The sequence below is a fragment of the Enterobacter cloacae complex sp. 2021EL-01169 genome (genome assembly GCF_020733125.1).
Taxonomy (GTDB): Bacteria; Pseudomonadota; Gammaproteobacteria; order Enterobacterales; family Enterobacteriaceae; genus Enterobacter; species Enterobacter roggenkampii.
Genome location: NZ_JAJFTC010000007.1, coordinates 132664 through 152622, shown reverse-complemented (window position 1 = coordinate 152622; position 19959 = coordinate 132664). Strand labels below are relative to the sequence as shown.

Below are 19959 nucleotides of genomic sequence, written 5' to 3'. Positions count from 1 at the left end.
ACAAACAACCAGCGGGGGCCAGTGGCCCCCGTTTTTTTTTGCGCAGTAATAAGTAAACCCTATCGCCATCACATTTTTGCGTCACCACGCCTGAACGTTTTCGCTTCCCCGGCGCGCGTTTTGCCGCTGGAATACGTGATATTCATCACGCAAATGCCGTGATTAATCCAGGTTCACCGTATTTATGTGGCACAGATCACTGCTGCGGCTCCCCTTTCCACTTCGAAGTGGAAAACAACTCGCTACAAACAATTCCCCCCCAACGTTAGTTTTATTCCAGAGCCATTAACGGGGTAAGACCAGTGATTAACGGAGCGGTAATGAACGACGTTGGGGAACAGGCAGAGCAAACAGAACAGCTCGCGAACACCATGCTGCAGCAGGTTTATGCCCTGCTGGCCCGGAACAACATCATCCCCAATGCGGTACAGGAGCAGATGCTTACTTCCCACGTGCGCGCCATGGCGCACCGGTCCGTGACCGGCGAGCCGCTGCCGGAGGTTGAAGCAGAGCTGTTTGACGAAATTTCACCGGATTCAATGCGGCTTGCCCGTGAAGTGGTGGCGCAGTTTGGCAACCTTCCAGATGAAGAGGCCTGGCTGCTCTCCGTTCACTTTGAAGTCGCGAAAGACAACCTTTAAGGAGCAACACATGGAACAGATTACAGTCGTGATTGGCGATCGCCTGGGTAAAGGTCAGAAGGTGGCGGCCGGTGTGGAAAAAGCAGGTGGACGTGCGGTTGTCGTACCGGGCATGGCGGCAGACATGAAGCTCGGCGACGTAATGAAAGCGGAAAACGCCACCTTCGGCATCTCCTTCTGCGGCAGCGGCGGCGCGGGTGCCATCACCGCCCAGACCAAATATGGCTACAAGGCCAAATACGGCATGCGTTCCGTGGATGAAGGCGTCACCGCTATCAACGAAGGCTGCAACGTGCTGGGCTTTGGCTTTATGGATAAAGAAGAGCTGGGCGAGCGTCTGGTACAGGCGTGGCAGAAGAAATACGGCGCGTAAGCATGAAAGAACAGTTCACAACCACGGTGAGAGTGAAGGGGAAGGGCGACGCCAAAGCGCGCGCCTTTGCCGACGCGCTCAACCACGTTCAGGCCGCGGTGATGAAAGCCTCACCGCATATCTTACTGCGTATTGAGCCACAGGATGTGCAGGTCGTTCAGGCGCAAGAAGCGGTGCGAAAAGAAGCGTTTCTGTTCTTCTTTCTGCGCCGGGAAAGACGCACCTATAGCGTGGAGCTGGATGTGACCGTCAACGTGACCGCCATCAATCTCGACCAGGTGGATTTCGTCACGCAACGCTGATTATTCATAAAAGGGCAGACTGATGTTCTTAATTATATTAATAAAATCGCTCATCATCGGCGGCCTGGTAGGCGTCGGTGTCGGGGCCGGGGCTGCACGCATGTTTCATGCGCCTACCACTCAGGGTATGGGCGCGTTTCGTACGTTGGGGGAACTGAACTCCTGCGAAGGGGATCCGGCGTCCCACTTCTCCTTTGGGTTAGGCTTCTTCTTTAACGCCTGGGCCTCTTCCGTGGCCGCAGGGGCTTTCACACAGGACGTTGACCACCGCATCATCCCGAACTGGGGTGCGGCCGCGCTGATGATCAAAAACCGTAACGTCGGCGAAACGCTGCACGATCCGCGCAAAATGGCGATTGCCTGCGGCGTGATCGGCATGATCGTCGTGACCTTCCTTAACCTGACCGCCTCCTCCGTGCCCGCTGCGCTTCAGGTCACCGCCGTGAAGGTGCTTGTGCCTGCCGCGAACCTGCTGGTCAACACCGTGATGCCGGTGATCTTCTGGCTGGCGGCCATCGACGCGGGTAAAAAATCGGGCTTCTGGGCCACCATCTTTGGCGGCGCGGCGCAGCTGATTATGGGCAACGCCGTACCGGGCCTGGTGCTGGGGATCCTGATCGGTAAAGGCGTGGAAGAGAGCGGCTGGAACCACGTCACCAAAGTGATGATGGCGGCGATCGTTCTGCTGTTCGTGCTGAGCGGCTTCTTCCGCGGTTTCGACATGAAGATGATCGAATCCTTCCATCTGACCGTGCCGAACTGGCTCGACATGATCCACAACTCGCTCAGCGGTAAATAACAGGAGCCTCGACATGGAACAGAATAAAGGTTTTTGGTATGCCGACTGGTCGTTCCCGATCTTCGTTGGCCTGCTCTCCTCCGGCGTGTTTGCCGGGACGCACATGTACTACCTCTACGGCATCGGCGCGTTTAACGAAGTGGCCTTCGTGGCGATGCTGAAAGCGGGCATTGACACCGGCGTTTACGGCGCGGTGGCGGCGTTCGGCGCGAGCTTCCTGTTCGCCCGTATTATCGAAGGCTCGCTGGTCGGTATTCTCGACATCGGCGGGGCGATCCAGACCGGCGTGGGCCTCGGGGTTCCGGCGCTGCTGCTGGGCGCGGGGATCATGTTCCCGGTGACCAACTTCATTGCCGCGCTGATCACCGGCCTGGTGATTGGCCTTGCGATTGGCTACGTCATCATCCTGGCGCGTAAGTTCACCATCAACCAGAGCAACTCCACCTACGGCGCAGACGTGATGATGGGCGCGGGCAACGCTTCCGGCCGCTTCCTCGGACCGTTGATTATCCTCAGCGCCATGACCGCCTCCATTCCGATTGGCGTGGGTTCTCTGCTGGGTGCGCTGCTGTTCTACATCTGGCAGAAGCCCATTACCGGTGGCGCTATCCTCGGCGCAATGATTCTGGGCTGGCTGTTCCCGGTTGCCCTTTAATACCCGCGGGCGCTCCGGCGCCTGCCTTTTCAGGAGATCCTCATGTTTGATTTACTCCTGCGCCGTGCGCGCCTCGCCGACGATACCCTGACCGATATCGCCATTCAGGACGGGAAGATCGCCGCGACGGGCGACATAGACGCTCCCGCCCGCAAAACGGTGGAGCTAAACGGTGACGTATTCGTCAGCGCAGGCTGGATTGACTCCCACGTACACTGCTACCCGAACTCACCGATTTACCACGACGAGCCGGACAGCGTGGGCATTGCCACCGGCGTGACCACCGTGGTGGACGCGGGCAGCACCGGGGCCGACGACGTGGACGATTTCTACGCGATTACCCGCAAGGCCTCCACCGAGGTCTTTGCCCTGCTGAACATCTCCCGCGTGGGGCTGATTGCCCAGAACGAGCTGGCCAACATGGCCAATATTGACGCCGACGCGGTGAAAGAGGCGGTGAAACGCCATCCTGATTTTATCGTCGGCCTGAAGGCGCGCATGAGCAGCAGCGTGGTCGGTGAAAACGGCATCACGCCGCTGGCGCGCGCCAAAGCCATTCAGAAAGAGAACGGCGACCTGCCGCTGATGGTGCACATTGGCAACAACCCGCCGAACCTCGACGAAATTGCCGAGCTGCTGAGCTCTGGCGACATCATCACCCACTGCTACAACGGCAAGCCTAACCGCATTCTGACGCCCTCCGGCGAGCTGCGCGCCTCCATTACGTCTGCGCTGAAGCGCGGCGTGCGTCTGGACGTCGGCCACGGCACGGCAAGCTTCAGCTTTGAAGTGGCGAAACGCGCCATCGCGATGGGCATTCTGCCGCACACCATCAGCTCGGACATCTACTGCCGCAACCGCATCAACGGCCCGGTGGGCTCGCTGGCAAGCGTGATGTCGAAATTCCTCACCATCGGCATGTCATTGCCGCAGGTGATTGACTGCGTCACGGCGAACGCCGCCGACGGCCTGCGCCTGACGCGCAAAGGCCGCATTCAGCCGGGTCTTGATGCCGACCTGACGCTGTTCACCCTTAAACGTCAGCCGACGGTGCTGACGGATGCCGAAAACGACAGCCTACAGGCTGAACACATACTGGTGCCGCTTGCCGCGATCCGCGCGGGCAAGGGCTACATGACTGAACAAGGGAGCACGGAACATGCCTTCGATTTATGAGAAGTACCGCTTAAAGCAGGTTATCAACACCTCTGGCCGCATGACGGCGCTGGGCGTCTCCACGCCGCGTCCGGAGGTGGTACAGGCGGCGATGGACGGCATGAATCACTATTTCGAGATGAAGGATCTGGTCAATAAAACCGGAGAATACATCGCGAAGCTGCTGGACGTGGAAGGGGCGACGGTGGTCTCCTGCGCGTCGGCGGGCATTGCCCAGTCCGTGGCCGCGGTGCTGGTGAAAGACAGCGACTGGCTGCTGGAAAACCTGCACGTCACCCCGATTGAGAACAACGAGATCGTCCTGCCGAAAGGCCACAACGTGAATTTTGGCGCGCCGGTGGGCACCATGGTGGCGCTGGGCGGCGGCAGGCTGGTGGAAGCGGGCTACGCCAACGAATGTTCCGCCGATCAGCTGGCGGCGGCGATTACCCCACGCACGGCGGCGATCATGTACATCAAATCTCACCACTGCGTGCAGAAAAGCATGCTCAGCGTCGAGCAGGCGGCGGTTGTCGCACGTAAACACGACTTGCCGCTCATCGTCGATGCCGCGGCGGAAGAAGATCTGCACGCGTACTACCGCGCCGGCGCGGACCTGGTGATCTACAGCGGTGCAAAGGCGATCGAAGGCCCCACCAGCGGGCTGGTGATCGGCAAGACCCAGTACGTTGAGTGGGTGAAGCGCCAGACGGCGGGGATTGGCCGCGCCATGAAGGTGGGTAAAGAGGGCATTCTTGGCCTGACCTGCGCCATCGAACACTATCTGACGGCCACCAAAGAGAGCGGTGCCGAGATGGTGGCGAAAATGACGCCGTTTATCGAGGCGCTCAACACCCTGAACGGTGTGACCGCGCGCGTGGTCTGGGACAGCGCCGGACGCGACATCGCCCGCACCGAGATTAAGTTTGACGAAGCCACCACCGGCCTCGGCACGGGGGACCTGGTGGCGAAGCTCAAGCAGGGCGAGTACGCCATTTACTTCCGTGGCTACAAGGCCAACGAAGGGATTATCGAAGCGGACGTTCGCAGCGTAAACGCTGACCAGCTGAACATTGTGTACCGCCGCATTAGTGAAGTATTAGGACAGGAGAAAAACGCATGAAACTGACCCCCAACTTTTACCGTGACCGCGTCTGTCTGAACGTGCTGGCTGGCTCAAAGGCCAACGCCAGCGCCATCTACGAGGCGGCGGAAGGCCACGTGCTGGTGGGCGTGCTCTCCAAAAATTACCCGGACGTGGCGAGCGCCGTTGCCGATATGCGCGAATACGCGAAGCTGATTGATAACGCGCTCTCCGTTGGCCTGGGCGCGGGCGATCCGAACCAGTCGGCGATGGTGAGCGAGATCTCCCGCCAGGTGCAGCCGCAGCACGTTAACCAGGTCTTTACCGGCGTGGCCACCAGCCGCGCGCTGCTGGGACAGAACGACTCCGTGGTCAACGGTCTGGTCTCTCCGACCGGCACCGTCGGGATGGTGAAAATCTCCACCGGCCCGCTGAGCAGCGCGGCACCGGACGGCATCGTGCCGGTGGAAACGGCGATTGCTCTGCTGAAAGATTTCGGCGGCAGCTCTATCAAATACTTCCCGATGGGCGGCCTGAAGTGCCGTGACGAGTACAAAGCGGTAGCGGAAGCCTGCGCCCGTCACGACTTCTGGCTGGAGCCGACCGGAGGTATCGATCTGGAAAACTATGAGGAGATCCTGCAGATCGCCCTCGACGCGGGCGTGAGCAAAATCATCCCGCATATCTACAGCTCGATTATCGACAAAGCCAGCGGCGATACGCGTCCGGAAGATGTGCGTACCCTGCTGGAGATGACGAAGAAGCTGGTGAAGTAGAACTCACACCTATACAGGAGCCACCATGCACACCCGTACCTTGCTTGTCGCTTCACTCTCAATGTTCGCCACCGCCGCTGTCGCCCAGACGCAATACGCCTGGGTGGGTACCTATAATCCAAACGGTGAAGGGCTGTACCGTTTTACTGTTAACCCGCAAACCGGCGCGCTGAACGATAAAACACGGGTAAGCAAACTGCCGAATGCGGCGCAGTTGACCCTTTCACAGGACGGCAAAACGCTGTATCTGGCAAGCGAAGTGGAGCAGGGCGTGGTGCAGGCGCTGCGCGTCGGCGATAACGGTGAGCTGAGCGAGCTCAGTCAGGTGGCCTCCGGCGGTGCGGGGCCGGTTTACCTGTCGCTGACGCCGAACGGTCGCCATCTTCTGGTGGCGAACTACGTCAGCGGATCTATCGCGGTGCTGCCCGTTAACGCAGACGGCAGCCTGGGTGACGCCACGGACACACATCAGGATCAAGGCGAACCGGGCGCGGCGAAGCCGGCAGCTGCCGTCGAGGGCAGTTTCGCGATCAGCGATCATAACGGCCCCCATGCGCACATGATCGCCGCCGATCCGAGCGGGAAATACGTGTTTTCCACCGATCTGGGGCTGGATCGCATCTACCAATACCGCTTTGACGATCGGACAGGAAAGCTGACGCCGAACGATCCGCCGTTTATCAGCGCCTCCTCGAAAGGCGCCGGGCCGCGCCACTTTGTCTTTACGCCGAAGGGCGATGCCCTGTGGCTGATTAACGAAGAGGCGTCGACGCTCACCCGGTATACCGTGAATACCAACGGCACCCTGAAAGAGGGTAAAACGGTTTCTGCCCTGCCGGAAGGTTACAAAGGCACCAGCTTTGCTGCCGGGCTCGCATTAAGCGCCGACGGTAAGCAGCTGTATGTGGCTAACCGTTTGCATAACAGCATCGGGCACTTTACCGTAACGGCGGAGGGCTCGCTGACGCATCAGGACGATGTGTGGACGCGCGGTGACTACCCGCGCACCCTGACGCTCGATAAACAGGGGCGCTGGCTGTACGTCATGAACCAGCGCAGCGACAACATTACCCGCTTCCGCGTGGCGCAGGACGGGAAATTGAGCTTTGAGCCAGACTATACCCCGGTCGGCAGCCCATCCCAGATGGTCATTTCACCTTAAGCCGTAAGAGGACAACGACGTGCGATTTCCGAACCAACGTTTGGCGCAACTTTTCGACCTGTTGCAAAACGAGACGCTGCCGCAGGACGAGCTGGCGCAGCGGCTGTCGGTCTCCACGCGAACCGTCCGTGCGGACATCACCGCCCTGAACGCGCTGCTGGCCAGCCACGGCGCGCAGTTCATCCTGAGCCGGGGCAACGGCTACCAGCTCAAAATTGAGGATGCCGAGCGCTATCAGCAACTTCAGGCATCCCACCCGCGCGCGCTGCGTATCCCGCGGACCGGGCCGGAGCGCGTGCATTATCTGGTGGTGCGTTTTCTGACCTCTGCGTTTTCGCTTAAGCTGGAGGATCTGGCGGACGAATGGTTCGTCAGCCGCGCGACGCTGCAGAGCGATATGGCAGAGGTGCGCGAGTGGTTCCACCGTTACAACCTGACGCTGGAAACCCGTCCTCGCCACGGGATGAAGCTGTTTGGCAGCGAGATGTCGACCCGCGCCTGCCTGACCGATCTGCTCTGGGAGCTGGCGCAGCAGGACAGCCTGAACCCGCTGGTAACCGACGTGGCGCTCAATGCGGGCGTGGCGGAGCAGATGGTGCCGGTGCTGCACGACGCCTTGACCCGTCACCACATTCGCCTGACCGATGAAGGCGAGCTGTTCCTGCGCCTGTACTGCGCGGTGTCGGTACGTCGCATCAGCGAAGGTTACCCGCTGCCGGAATTCCATGCCGAAGACGTGGAAGAGAACGTGCGCGAGGCGGCGAAGGATATCGCGGTCACCATCCAGCAGCTGGCGGGCAAGGCGCTTTCGCCGTCGGAGGAGAGCTGGCTGTGCGTGCACATTGCGGCGCGGCAGATTCAGGAGATCGCGCCCAGCGCCATTAACGCTGACGACGACGAGGCGCTGGTCAACTATATCCTGCGCTATATCAACACTCACTATAACTACAACCTGCTCAGCGACGCGCAGCTGCACGCGGATCTGCTCACGCACATCAAAACCATGATCACCCGCGTGCGGTATCAAATCATGATCCCCAATCCGCTGCTGGATAACATCAAGCAGCACTACCCGATGGCGTGGGACATGACGCTGGCGGCGGTGTCGAGCTGGGGCAAATACACGCCGTATGTGATCAGCGAAAACGAGATTGGCTTCCTGGTGCTGCATATTGGCGTCGGGCTTGAGCGCCACTACAACATCGGCTACCAGCGTCAGCCGCGCGTGCTGCTAGTGTGCGACGCCGGTAATGCCATGGTGCGCATGATTGAGGCGGTACTGCAGCGTAAATACCCGCAGATTGAGGTGACGCGCACGCTCACCCTGCGCGAGTACGAGCTGGCGGAAACCATTAGCGAAGACTTTGTGATCGCGACCGCCCGCGTCAGCGAAAAGTCGAAACCGGTGGTGATGATCGCCCCGTTCCCGACCGACTACCAGTTAGAACAGATTGGCAAACTGGTGCTGGTGGACCGCACCCGTCCGTGGATGCTGGATAAATACTTCGACGCGGCCCATTTCCGCATTATCGACAAGCCGATCGATCAGCAGACGCTCTTCCGCGAGCTGTGTGAACAGCTTGAAGCAGAGGGCTTTGTCGGTGCGGAGTTTCTGGATTCGGTTGTTGAACGTGAAGCTATTGTCAGCACCATGCTCGGCGACGGCATCGCGCTGCCGCACTCCCTCGGCCTGCTGGCGCAGAAAACGGTGGTCTACACCGTGCTCGCCCCGCACGGCGTGCAGTGGGGCGACGAAACCGCGCACGTTATCTTCCTGCTCGCCATCAGCAAAAGCGAGTACGAAGAGGCGATGGCGATTTACGATATCTTCGTCACTTTTCTGCGCGAGCGGGCGATGTCACGGCTCTGTAGCTGCGAGGATTTCGCCGGGTTTAAGGCGGTGGCGATGGAGAGTTTGAGTCGTTTTTGAGAGGCGTTATCCAGAATTCGATGTAATGCGAATGTAATGCTAAACTGCATTACACATTCGATTTTTCTGGAGGCATAATGGCCACGCTAAACGTCCGTCTGGATGACAAACTCAAAAACGAGGCTTATGCCGTGCTGGAAAAACTCAATATTACCCCAACGGAAGCGGTGCGATTGCTGTTTCAGTACGTTGCTGAAACGGGGCGCATGCCGGTGAAAACGGTCACCATCAGCGACAGCGAAGATGCGCTGATACAGACAGTCCGGGAGCGACTGGCTAATCCGCAAAAGGGGATAAAGGTTAGTCTGGATGACTTATGAACTGGAATTTGACCCGAGGGCGTTAAAGGAGTGAAGCAAGCTGGGGGATACGGTCAAAAACCAGTTTAAGAAGAAACTTGTGGGGGTATTGGCAAAACCCCGGGTCGAATCGGCCCGCCTGCATAATCTGCCTGATTGCTACAAAATCAAACTCAAGGCGTCTGGCTATCGCCTGGTTTATCAGGTTCAGGACAGCGTTATAACGGTATTTGTTATCGCCGTTGGGAAAAGAGAGAAATCAGCCGCTTATCACGACGCAAATAAACGGCTTAAGCGTTCATCGCAAATGATGCACAACCTGGTTGCTGCTGCCTCGCCAGATGAGTGCCGGGTCTTTTAAATCCTGCATGAACTTGCCGTCGACCAGCACGTTAATCAGATCCACGACTTCCATTTGCTGCGCATTCAGTTCATCCAGCTTGTAGCCCGTCCAGACCCAGATATCTTTTCCCGGACACTCTGCGCGAATGCGCTTCACCAGCTTCAACATATCCGGCACGTTTTGCGGGTGCAGGGGATCGCCGCCGGAGAGCGAGATCCCCTGGCGTTTGATGCGCGTGTCGTTCAGGTCGTTGATGATTTTATCTTCCATCTCCGCGGTGAACGGCATGCCGGAATTGAGTCGCCAGGTGCTTTTGTTGTAGCAGCCGGGGCATTCGTGGACGCAGCCTGAAACAAACAGGGTGCAGCGGGTGCCGGGGCCGTTGACGATGTCGACAGGGTAGTACTGGTGATAGTTCATTGCGAATAACCACGCCGGGTGGCGCTGCGCTTACCCGGCCTACAAAAGAGAGCGTTCCGTAGGCCCGGTAAGCGCAGCGCCACCGGGCATTAATGTGGCAGCGGATTAACCGATCTGCCCATTTCCCAGATGCTTCACGCGGCGCTTCACTTCTTCCTGTTTGCCAGCGTTAAACGGACGGGCGTCCGGGCTGCCGAGATAGCCGCATACGCGACGGGTCACGGAGACGCGAGCCGCATCGTGGTTGCCGCATTTCGGGCAGGTGAAGCCTTTACTGGTACATTCAAACTCACCGGTGAAGCCGCACTCGTAACACTCATCAATTGGCGTGTTGGTCCCGTAATACGGCACGTGCTGGTAGCTATAGTCCCACACGTCCTCCAGCGCCTTCAGGTTGTGCTGAATGTTCGGGTACTCGCCGTAGCAGATGAAGCCGCCGCTGGCGATCGGCGGATAGGCCGCTTCGAAGTCGATCTTGTCGTACGGGTTCACCTTTTTCTCGACGTCGAGGTGGAAGCTGTTGGTGTAGTACCCTTTATCGGTCACGCCTTCCACAATCCCGAATTCGGCGGTGTCCAGACGGCAGAAGCGGTCGCACAGGTTCTCGCTCGGGGTGCTGTACAGGCTGAAACCGTAGCCGGTTTCCTCTTTCCACTGGTCTACCGCGTCACGCAGGCGCTGAACGATGGCGATGCCTTTCTCACGCAGGGCTTCGCTGTCGTACATGTGCGTGTCGCCAAACAGGGCGTTGATAGTCTCGTGGATGCCGATGTAGCCCAGCGAAATCGACGCGCGGCCGTTTTTGAAGATCTCGGACACGTCATCGTCCGCCTTCAGGCGCACGCCGCAGGCCCCTTCCATATAGAGGATCGGCGCCACGCGGGCTTTGACCCCTTCGAGGCGCGCAATGCGGGTCATCAGCGCCTTACGCGCCAGTTGCAGGCGCTCATCCAGCAGTTTCCAGAATTCAGCTTCATTACCTTTTGCCTCCAGCGCGATGCGCGGCAGGTTCAGGCTGATGACGCCCAGGTTGTTACGCCCGTCGTGGATCTGCTCGCCGTTTTCGTCTTCGTACACGCCGAGGAAGCTGCGGCAGCCCATTGGCGTTTTAAACGAACCGGTCACTTTGACGACCTGATCGTAGTTCAGGATGTCCGGGTACATGCGCTTGCTCGCGCACTCCAGCGCCAGCTGTTTGATGTCGTAGTTCGGGTCACCAAACTTGTGGTTCAGGCCGTCGCGAATCGCGAACACCAGTTTCGGGAACACGGCGGTTTTACGGTTTTTGCCGAGGCCGGAAATACGGTTGCGCAGGATCGACTGCTGGATCAGGCGTGATTCCCAGCTGGTGCCCAGCCCAAAGCCGAAGGTTACAAACGGCGTCTGGCCGTTGGCGGTGTGCAGCGTGTTCACCTCATATTCCAGCGACTGGAAGGCGTCGTAGCACTCTTTCTCGGTACGGGAATGCGCATAGCCGTCCGCGTCCGGAATCTGCCACTCTTCGGCGGTTTTACGGTGCTTGTTGAAGCTCGCCGTCACGAACGGGGCCAGCACTTCGTCAATGCGGTTAATGGTGGTGCCGCCGTAAATATGGCTGGCGACCTGAGCGATGATCTGCGCCGTGACCGCGGTAGCCGTGGAGATCGACTTAGGCGGTTCAATCTCCGCGTTACCCATTTTAAAGCCGTGGGTCAGCATGCCTTTGAGATCGATCAGCATGCAGTTGAACATCGGGAAGAACGGCGAATAGTCGAGATCGTGGTAGTGGATCTCGCCGCGCTCGTGCGCCGAGACCACGTCGCGCGGCAGCAGATGCTGACGGGCATAGTGTTTGGCGACGATACCGGCCAGCAGGTCGCGCTGGGTGGGGATCACTTTACTGTCTTTATTGGCGTTTTCATTGAGCAGCGCAGAGTTGGTCTGCTCCACCAGGCCACGGATCTCCTGGTTCAGGCGGCCGCGCTTCTCGCGCTGCACGTCTCGATCGTGGCGGTACTCAATGTAGGCGCGCGCCAGCTGCTTGTAGGGCCCTGCCATGAGCTGGTTCTCAACCGCGGTCTGGATCTCGTTGATATCAACCTGGCTGCGTTCATTCATCTGGCTGCTAACGACTTCTGCGACGGTGGCGCAGTAATCTGCGTCATCGACTCCCGCTGCTTTAGCTGCACGCAGAATGGCTTCCTGGATGCGCTCTGATTTAAACGGCACTTTACAGCCATCACGTTTCATCACATGCGGTGTCATGATCACTCCATTTTTAAAAACAGGTTATCCACAGAGGTGGAGAAGTATTCACCGGACGCATTTCCCGCCAGGCCAAAGACTTCCCGCGTTCCCAGCTCGTGTTATCCACAATTCCGGCCAGCGTAAGCGCCGTCTTGTTGTTGGAATAGTAGACGATAAATACAAGATGTTGGGTCGGCGTGCATTTTAAGTGCTACATATAGTGATTTGCATCAAACATGTTTGCGATTTATTTGATGCAGAACAAAGTAAAAAGACGAGAGTACAAACGACGGGCGCTTCAGCGATTGTAAAGGCGGGCGAGAAAAATCTGATTAATTATTCAACAAAAACAGTAAAGTAAGCCGGGTGCTGAGCCGCACCCGGCAGGGGAAAGTTACTGCTGCAACCACCAGACGGCTTCAAACGGACGGAGTGACGTCGTTTGCGGTGCCGGGTAGTTACTCATCAGCACCTGCGACTTATCGCTGAGAGCCTCTGTTTGCCATTCCTGAGGCGTATTACTCAGGTTCGCCACCACCATCAGCGTCTGCCCCTGCCACTGGCGGCGATAGCACCACAGGGAAGGGTGTTCCGGCAGGAGATCCTCATAATCCCCCCACGTCAGCACCGGCAGGGTTTTGCGCAGGCGAATCAGCGACTGGTAGGTGTAGAACACCGAATCCGCATCGTCCAGCGCCGCGCGGGCGTTCACGGTTTCGTAGTTATCGCAGACGCCAATCCACGGCTCGCCCTCGGTAAAGCCCGCGTTGTGCGACGCGTCCCACTGCATTGGGGTTCGCCCGTTGTCGCGGGACTTGCTCGCCAGAATCGCCAGTAATTCATCCGGCTCGCGGCCGCTGGCGCGCAGTTCGGCGAACATGTTCAGACTTTCCACGTCGCGGTAATCGGTGATGCGGCTGAAGTGCGGGTTGGTCATGCCAAGCTCTTCACCCTGATAGATATACGGCGTGCCCTGCATCCCGTGCAGCACCATGCCGAGCATTTTCGCGGCGTGAACCCGGTATTCTCCTTCGTCACCGAAGCGCGACACGATGCGCGGTTGATCGTGGTTACACCAGAACAGCGCATTCCAGGCTTTGTTGTGCATCCCCTGCTGCCAGTGGCGGAAGAGGGTTTTCAGCGCCACGAAGTCCGGCTTCGCCAGCGTCCACTTTTCGCCGCCGGGGTAATCCACCTTCAGATGATGGAAGTTAAAGGTCATCGACAGCTCGCGCCCGTCGAGAGACGCATACTGCTGGCAGTTCTCCAGCGAGGTCGAGGACATCTCGCCTACCGTCATCAGGTTGCGCGGGGTAAAGACGTCGCGGCTCATCTCCTGGAGATATTCATGAATGCGCGGCCCGTCGGTATAGAAGCGGCGACCGTCGCCGATGTTGTCGTCCGGGAAATCCTGATCTTTTGAAATCAGGTTAATGACGTCCAGACGCAGGCCGTCCACGCCGCGATCGGCCCAGAACTCGCACACCTTTTTCAGCTCGGCGCGCACCGCCGGGTTTTCCCAGTTGAGGTCCGCCTGCTCTGGGGCGAACAGGTGCAGGTAATACTGCTCGCTCTCGGCGTGCCAGCGCCAGGCGTTGCCGCCAAACTTGGAGCGCCAGTTGTTGGGAAGCTGCTCCGGCGTGCCGTCTCGCCAGATGTAGAACTGGCGGTACGGGCTCGCTTTGTTCAGCGACTCGCGGAACCAGGCGTGCTGCGTGGAGGTGTGGTTAAACACCATGTCCAGCACGATGCGAATGCCGCGCGCGTGCGCCTCAGCGACCAGCTCGTCGAAATCATCCAGCGTGCCGTAGGCCGGATCGATGGCGGTGTAGTTCGCCACGTCGTAGCCGTTGTCCACCTGCGGAGAGATATAAAACGGCGTCAGCCAGATGGCGTCAATGCCGAGGGTTTTAAGATAGTCCAGACGCTGCGTCACGCCGCGTAAATCGCCGGTGCCGCTGCCGGTGGTGTCCTGGAAACTCTTTGGGTAAATCTGGTAGATGACGCCGTTCTGCCACCAGTGAGGAAGGGTATTCATAATGCGTTCCTGCAAATGCGAAGGGGCGCAACTGCGCCCCGAAAGATGAAGTTAAACAATCTGCAGCGAGCCCTGACGGAACTTACGCTGGTAAACCACGGTGGTCAGCGCCATTGGGACGATAATGGCGATGGCCATTGCCAGGGCAAACACCTGCCAGTAAGCGGGCTGGATGGAGAGGATGCCCGGCAGGCCGCCGACGCCAATCCCGTTCGCCATCACGCCGTTCAGTCCACACACCAGGCCTGCCAGACCGGAACCGATCATCGCGCAGAGCATCGGGAAGCGGTATTTCAGGTTGATACCGTACATTGCCGGTTCGGTGACGCCGAGGTAGGCGGAGATGGCCGCCGGAACGGAGATCTCGCGTTCGTTGTGCTTGCGGCTGACGATAATGATGCCGGTCACCGCGGACGCCTGGGCAATGTTAGACAGGGCGATAATCGGCCAGACCGGCGTGCCGCCGAGGCTCTGGATCATCTGCATATCAATCGCCAGCGTGGTCTGGTGCACGCCGGTGATCACCAGCGGGGCGTACAGGAAGCCAAACAGCGCGGCGCCAATCGGGGCGAAGCTGCCGGTCATCAGGTGACGCACCGCGAAGGCCACGCCGTCGCCAATCATGCGGCCAAACGGACCGATAAAGGCATGCGCCAGGAAGACCGCCAGAATCAGCGAGCACACCGGCACCACCACCAGATAAAGGTAATCCGGCACGATGCGTTTCAGTCGGGTTTCAATAAAGCCCAGCGCCAGGCCCGCCAGCAGGGCCGGAATGACCTGCGCCTGATAGCCTACTTTGGCGATGGTAAACAGGCCAAAGTTCCACACCTCCGGCACCTGTTGACCAAGTAAGTAAGCGTTCATTAACTGCGGAGAGACCAGCGTGACGCCGAGTACAATACCGAGGATCGGCGTACCGCCCATCTTGCGCACCGCGGACCAGCAAATCCCGACCGGCAGATAGAAGAAGATCGCTTCGCCAATCAGCCACAGGAAGTCGTACACGGTTTTCAGCGCCGGGTACATCTGCGCCAGGGTTTTGCCGTCACTCATCGGCACGTCGCCGATGACGTTACGGAAGCCTAAAATCAGGCCTCCGCTGATCAGCGCCGGCAGCAGCGGGAAGAAGATCTCCGCGAAGTGGGAAATCAGCTGCTCGTGCCACTTCATATTCTGGCGCGCAGCCTTCTTGGCCTGCTCTTTATCCGCCGCGCTGTGCCCGGTGGTCGCAAGCAGAGCCTGATAGTAATCGCCCACTTCGGTACCGATAACCACCTGGAACTGTCCGGCGTTGGTAAAGCAGCCTTTCACCATCGAGAGCTCTTCAATGGCCTTCGGGTTGGCTTTAGCCGGGTCGTTCAGCACGAAGCGCAGGCGGGTAATGCAATGGCTAACGGTTGCGATGTTTTCGCGGCCGCCGACCAGGACGATCAGCTGATCAATATCTGCTTGTTTGACTTTACTCATCATGAAACCTCATGACAGATGGTGAGGGGGTGTAATGACCTGAGCGCAAGCCTACTCCTTCAGCGTGACGGCGAAAATGGGAACGTTCCCGAAATCGGGCGAAGATCACAATAAACCGATTGGTGGGGGTTATGAAAGGTGGGCAGGAATAACGATCTGACGCGGCTCTGCGCGCCCGTTGATCTGCTCGATCAGCTGCGCGGCGGCCTGTCTGCCGGACTCAGCGTAGCCCGGATCGACGGTGATGATCTCCGGGTGCAAAAACTTCATCAGCGGCGTGCTGCCGACGCTCGCGACCTGCAGACCGTCGATACGCTGCTCCTGCAGATATTTACTCGCGCCCAGCGCCAGCGTATCCGTGGCGCACACCAGCGCGGTGGTCTGCGGCGTCAGGACGCTGGCGACCTGCTCGTAGCCCTGCTTCATGCCCAGCCCCGGCAGGGAGGCCACGGCGGAGAGGTTGTGCTTTTTGCAAAACGCCAGATAGGCCTCATGGCGTCGCTTGCCGGTGGTAACGTCCGCGTGCGGTACGCCGAGGAAGCTGATGTGGCGATGGCCTTCGTCAAACAGGCGCTGCATCAGGGTGATAATCGCGCCCTCGTCGTCATAGCAGACGGAGGCAAAACCGTGGGCATCGCGCGCCAGCAGCACCAGCGACGGCTGCCAGGGTTTCAGCATCTCGTCTTTAATGCCGGTAAAGCCGAACAGCACCACGCCGTCAATGTTGCGCCGCTGGAGCATCCCCAGATGCTCTTCTACCAGCTGGGGCGAGAACTGGCTCTCCATCATGATCGGGTCATATCCCTGCTCGTAGAAGGCGGGCAGCATGGTCTGCACGGCAAGATTTTCAGACAGAGAATCCAGACGCGAGACAATGATGGCGACCACTTTGTCACTCTGCCCGCGCATGGCGCGCGCGGAGCGGGAAGGGGAAAAGCCGTGCTGATTCATGACCGCCTCAACGCGCTCGCGGGTGCGTTCGCTGACGCCGCTTTCGTTGTTCAGCACGCGTGAGACGGTCGATTTCCCCACGCCGCTTAAACGCGCGATGTCTTTAATCGTAAGGCGGTTCTGCATGCTGTATTCCCTGTAACAACGACAATGTAGTGAATTGAGCCTAATGCTATAGCGCGATTTCGCTATGGGCTAAATCTGGTTTACGTTCGGTTTATTTGCAGGGGGGTATAATACCGCCCGAATCATCAAAAAGGGTACGCTTAAATCCTTATACTGCGCGGCGACACCCTACTTTTTACTTACCGGAGGCTTCATGGATCCCGATCCCACACCTCTCCTGAACGGGAGAATGCGTTCTTTCCGGTAAGCCAGCCTGTTGCTGACTCACCGGTGATGTGAGGCAGCAGCGTTCCAAACGTTCCTGCTTGAAAAATTGAGTGCCTCTCAGGTACGGCTTTGCCACGCCTGAAGGAAATGCTGCGTCTGCCTTTGCGGATGCGGAGGAATGACGATGTTTAAAAATATCACCCGGCAGCTGCAGGCCCTGCTGAGCCGCCACCTGCCACACCGTCTTGTTCAGCGCGACCCGCTGCCAAACGCCAAAAACATAGCGGGGGCGGCGATCCCCGCGTCCTTGACCGAACGCTGCCTGAACGTGGCGGCGATGGATGAAAACGAAGTCTGGCGCGCCTTTGGCGGGCACCCGGAAGGGCTGAATGCGGCAGAAGTGGAAAAAATCCGCGCCGTGCATGGCGATAACCTCATTCCGGCGCAGAAGCCGTCTCCGTGGTGGGTGCATCTGTGGCTCTGCTACCGCAACCCGTTCAACCTGCTGCTGACCGTGCTCGGCCTCATCTCCTACGCGACGGAAGATCTGTTTGCCGCAGGGGTGATTGCCCTGATGGTGGGCATCTCCACGCTGCTGAACTTTATTCAGGAGGCCCGCTCCACCAAAGCGGCGGACGCCCTGAAGGCGATGGTCAGCAACACCGCGACCGTCTCGCGCGTGATCAACGATCTCGGCGAAAACGCCTGGGTGGAATTGCCTATCGACCAGCTGGTGCCGGGCGATCTGGTGAAGCTGGCCGCGGGGGACATGATCCCGGCGGATTTACGCATCATCCAGGCGCGCGATCTGTTTGTGGCGCAGGCTTCCCTGACCGGCGAATCCCTGCCCGTTGAGAAGGTGGCGCGCAGCCGCGACCCGCAGCAGATGAACCCGCTCGAGTGCGACACCCTGTGCTTTATGGGGACCACGGTCGTCAGCGGCACCGCGCAGGCGATTGTCACTGCCACCGGGGGCAACACCTGGTTTGGTCAGCTTGCCGGGCGCGTCAGCGAGCAGGAGAGCGAGCCGAATGCCTTCCAGAAAGGGATTGGCCGCGTCAGCATGCTGCTGATCCGCTTTATGATGGTGATGACGCCAATCGTGCTGCTGATCAACGGCTACACCAAAGGCGACTGGTGGGAAGCGGCGCTGTTTGCGCTCTCCGTGGCCGTCGGCTTAACGCCGGAAATGCTGCCGATGATTGTCACCTCTACGCTGGCGCGCGGGGCGGTGAAGCTCTCTAAACAGAAGGTGATCGTCAAACACCTCGACGCCATTCAAAACTTTGGCGCGATGGACATTCTCTGCACCGATAAAACCGGCACCCTGACGCAGGACAAAATCGTGCTGGAGAACCACACCGATATCTCCGGCAAAACCAGCGAGCGCGTGCTGCACAGCGCGTGGCTCAACAGCCATTACCAGACCGGGCTGAAAAACCTGCTCGACGTCGCCGTGCTGGAAGGCGTGGACGAGGAGGCCGCCCGCACGCTCTCCGGCCGCTGGCAGAAGGTGGATGAGATCCCGTTCGACTTCGAGCGCCGCCGTATGTCGGTGGTGGTGAGCGAGCAGCCGAACGTGCATCAGCTGATCTGCAAAGGGGCGCTGCAGGAGATCCTCAACGTGTCGACGCAGGTGCGCTATAACGGCGACATCGTGCCGCTGGACGACACCATGCTGCGCCGCATCAAGCGCGTCACCGACAACCTCAACCGTCAGGGGCTGCGCGTGGTGGCGGTGGCGAGCAAGTTCCTGCCCGCGCGGGAGGGGGATTACCAGCGTATTGACGAATCCGATCTGATCCTCGAGGGCTACATCGCCTTCCTCGATCCGCCGAAAGAGACCACCGCCCCGGCGCTGAAGGCGCTGAAGGCGAGCGGTATTACCGTGAAAATCCTCACCGGCGACAGCGAGCTGGTGGCGGCCAAAGTGTGCCACGAGGTTGGGCTGGACGCGGGCGACGTGGTGGTGGGGAGCGATATTGAACGTCTCTCTGATGACGAACTGGCGAAGCTGGCCCAGCGCACGACGCTGTTTGCTCGCCTGACGCCGATGCACAAAGAGCGTATCGTCACCCTGCTTAAGCGAGAAGGGCACGTGGTGGGCTTCATGGGCGACGGCATCAACGACGCGCCCGCCCTGCGTGCGGCGGATATCGGTATCTCCGTAGACGGGGCGGTGGATATTGCCCGCGAAGCGGCGGATATCATTCTGCTGGAAAAGAGCCTGATGGTGCTGGAGGAGGGCGTGATCGAAGGGCGCCGTACCTTTGCCAATATGCTCAAGTACATCAAGATGACCGCCAGCTCCAACTTCGGTAACGTCTTCAGCGTGCTGGTGGCGAGCGCGTTTCTGCCGTTCCTGCCGATGCTGCCGCTGCACCTGCTGATCCAGAACCTGATGTATGACGTGTCTCAGGTGGCGATCCCGTTTGATAACGTGGACGACGAGCAGATCCAGAAGCCGCAGCACTGGAACCCGGCAGATCTCGGGCGTTTCATGCTGTTCTTTGGCCCGATCAGCTCCATCTTCGACATCCTGACCTTCTGCCTGATGTGGTTTGTGTTCCACGCCAACACCCCGGAACACCAGACGCTGTTCCAGTCCGGCTGGTTCGTGGTCGGGCTGCTGTCGCAGACGCTGATTGTGCACATGATCCGCACCCGCCGCATTCCGTTCATCCAGAGCCGCGCCGCGTGGCCGCTGATTGTGATGACGGGCATTGTGATGGCGCTCGGCATCGCGCTGCCGTTCTCACCGCTGGCGAGCTACCTGCAGCTGCAGGCGCTGCCGCTGAGCTACTTCCCGTGGCTGGTGGCGATCCTCGCCGGTTATATGGTGCTGACCCAGATGGTGAAAGGGTTCTATGCGCGTCGGTATGGGTGGCAGTAACGGCAAGCCCGGTGGCGCTGCGCTTACCGGGCCTACGATCCGAACGTAGGCCGGGTAAGGCGAAGCCGCCACCCGGCAATAGCTTTCCTCCCAAATTCAACAACCTGTG

17 protein-coding genes and 1 pseudogene are annotated in these 19959 nt (G+C 59.2%); 13 read left to right on the top strand and 5 right to left on the bottom strand.

The window, feature by feature from the left end; all coding sequences use genetic code 11:
• Window positions 1-302 precede the first annotated feature (302 nt).
• From LLF79_RS17535 to LLF79_RS17480, 12 genes and pseudogenes are all read left to right on the top strand, one after another.
• Window positions 303-641 (top strand): glycine dehydrogenase, encoded by a 339-nt coding sequence (locus LLF79_RS17535; protein WP_025911967.1) that lies wholly within the window; start codon window positions 303-305, stop codon window positions 639-641.
• A gap of 10 nt (window positions 642-651) precedes the next feature.
• Window positions 652-1014, top strand: coding sequence for an SFCGS family glycine-rich protein (locus tag LLF79_RS17530; RefSeq protein WP_006810339.1), 363 nt, complete (start codon window positions 652-654; stop codon window positions 1012-1014).
• Between the two features lie 2 nt (window positions 1015-1016).
• The gene (locus LLF79_RS17525) at window positions 1017-1316 is read left to right on the top strand and encodes a DUF4312 family protein (RefSeq protein ID WP_006810338.1); all 300 of its coding nucleotides are present in this window, start codon (window positions 1017-1019) and stop codon (window positions 1314-1316) included.
• Between the two features lie 22 nt (window positions 1317-1338).
• Window positions 1339-2115: a DUF4311 domain-containing protein gene (locus LLF79_RS17520; protein WP_008501408.1), complete on the top strand. Its 777-nt coding sequence runs from the start codon at window positions 1339-1341 to the stop codon at window positions 2113-2115.
• A gap of 13 nt (window positions 2116-2128) precedes the next feature.
• Window positions 2129-2770, top strand: a complete 642-nt coding sequence (locus LLF79_RS17515; protein ID WP_008501407.1) for a DUF4310 family protein — start codon at window positions 2129-2131, stop codon at window positions 2768-2770.
• Window positions 2771-2812: 42 nt separating this feature from the next.
• Window positions 2813-3946 carry an amidohydrolase/deacetylase family metallohydrolase gene (locus tag LLF79_RS17510; protein WP_227880028.1) on the top strand — a complete coding sequence of 378 codons (1134 nt, stop codon included), beginning with the start codon at window positions 2813-2815 and terminating at the stop codon, window positions 3944-3946.
• Complete coding sequence (locus LLF79_RS17505; RefSeq protein WP_023345315.1) at window positions 3930-5048, top strand: DgaE family pyridoxal phosphate-dependent ammonia lyase; 1119 nt, start codon at window positions 3930-3932, stop codon at window positions 5046-5048. Before LLF79_RS17510 ends, LLF79_RS17505 begins: the two co-directional genes overlap by 17 nt.
• Entirely contained in the window at window positions 5045-5785 is a 741-nt protein-coding gene (locus tag LLF79_RS17500; RefSeq protein ID WP_059360766.1) for a KDGP aldolase family protein, read from the top strand. The genes LLF79_RS17505 and LLF79_RS17500 overlap by 4 nt, the downstream gene beginning before the upstream one ends.
• 25 nt (window positions 5786-5810) lie before the next feature.
• On the top strand, window positions 5811-6947 hold the full coding sequence (locus LLF79_RS17495) for a lactonase family protein (protein WP_227880026.1): 1137 nt from the start codon (window positions 5811-5813) through the stop codon (window positions 6945-6947).
• Between the two features lie 19 nt (window positions 6948-6966).
• On the top strand, window positions 6967-8877 hold the full coding sequence (locus LLF79_RS17490; protein ID WP_008501401.1) for a transcription antiterminator: 1911 nt from the start codon (window positions 6967-6969) through the stop codon (window positions 8875-8877).
• A 77-nt stretch (window positions 8878-8954) separates the two neighbouring features.
• On the top strand, window positions 8955-9197 hold the full coding sequence (locus LLF79_RS17485; protein WP_008501400.1) for a type II toxin-antitoxin system RelB/DinJ family antitoxin: 243 nt from the start codon (window positions 8955-8957) through the stop codon (window positions 9195-9197).
• Between the two features lie 40 nt (window positions 9198-9237).
• A pseudogene (locus LLF79_RS17480) lies at window positions 9238-9468 on the top strand (type II toxin-antitoxin system RelE/ParE family toxin); the annotation flags it as partial.
• 6 nt (window positions 9469-9474) lie between these two features.
• On the opposite strand, the gene nrdG reads toward LLF79_RS17480, so the two are convergent.
• From nrdG to treR, 5 genes are all read right to left on the bottom strand, one after another.
• Window positions 9475-9939 (bottom strand): anaerobic ribonucleoside-triphosphate reductase-activating protein, encoded by a 465-nt coding sequence (gene nrdG / locus LLF79_RS17475; protein ID WP_045408172.1) that lies wholly within the window; start codon window positions 9937-9939, stop codon window positions 9475-9477.
• 105 nt (window positions 9940-10044) lie between these two features.
• Window positions 10045-12183: an anaerobic ribonucleoside-triphosphate reductase gene (gene nrdD / locus LLF79_RS17470; protein WP_008501397.1), complete on the bottom strand. Its 2139-nt coding sequence runs from the start codon at window positions 12181-12183 to the stop codon at window positions 10045-10047.
• 376 nt (window positions 12184-12559) lie between these two features.
• Window positions 12560-14203: an alpha,alpha-phosphotrehalase gene (gene treC / locus LLF79_RS17465; RefSeq protein ID WP_123922985.1), complete on the bottom strand. Its 1644-nt coding sequence runs from the start codon at window positions 14201-14203 to the stop codon at window positions 12560-12562.
• Window positions 14204-14254: 51 nt separating this feature from the next.
• Complete coding sequence (treB, locus tag LLF79_RS17460) at window positions 14255-15673, bottom strand: PTS trehalose transporter subunit IIBC (RefSeq protein WP_023293415.1); 1419 nt, start codon at window positions 15671-15673, stop codon at window positions 14255-14257.
• Between the two features lie 129 nt (window positions 15674-15802).
• On the bottom strand, window positions 15803-16750 hold the full coding sequence (treR, locus tag LLF79_RS17455) for a trehalose operon repressor TreR (protein ID WP_021240675.1): 948 nt from the start codon (window positions 16748-16750) through the stop codon (window positions 15803-15805).
• A gap of 391 nt (window positions 16751-17141) precedes the next feature.
• Here treR and mgtA point away from each other — a divergent pair, with 391 nt between their 5' ends.
• Window positions 17142-19850 (top strand): magnesium-translocating P-type ATPase, encoded by a 2709-nt coding sequence (gene mgtA / locus LLF79_RS17450; protein ID WP_227880025.1) that lies wholly within the window; start codon window positions 17142-17144, stop codon window positions 19848-19850.
• The last annotated feature ends 109 nt before the right edge of the window (window positions 19851-19959 follow it).